The sequence below is a fragment of the Chloroflexaceae bacterium genome (assembly GCA_025057155.1).
In the GTDB taxonomy this organism is placed as follows: Bacteria; Chloroflexota; Chloroflexia; order Chloroflexales; family Chloroflexaceae; genus JACAEO01.
Genome location: JANWYD010000097.1, coordinates 1 through 236, shown reverse-complemented (window position 1 = coordinate 236; position 236 = coordinate 1). Strand labels below are relative to the sequence as shown.

The 236-nt window shown below is 63.1% G+C and carries 1 protein-coding gene; it reads left to right on the top strand.

The window, feature by feature from the left end; all coding sequences use genetic code 11:
* Positions 1–230, top strand: a 230-nt coding sequence (locus tag NZU74_20465) for a hypothetical protein (protein ID MCS6883702.1), incomplete at its 5' end; no start/stop codon positions are given.
* Between the last annotated feature and the right edge of the window lie 6 nt (positions 231–236).

Sequence of the window (236 nt, the reverse complement as noted above, 5' to 3'; positions counted from 1 at the left end):
TCCGCGGGCTGAACCTGGACGGGCGACCGGGGTATACCCTGGAGGAAAGCCTGGCGCTCTTCGGGTTGCCGCTCTCGCCGCCGCTCATGGAAATCAACCCAACCGACGGCAAAATGTACTTGACGCAGTACTTCGAGCGGGCGCGCTTCGAATACCACCCGGAAAATCGGGGAACGCCGTATGTGGTCCTGCTTGGATTGCTGGGGCGCGAGACGACCGGGAGGAGGTAGGCTCAC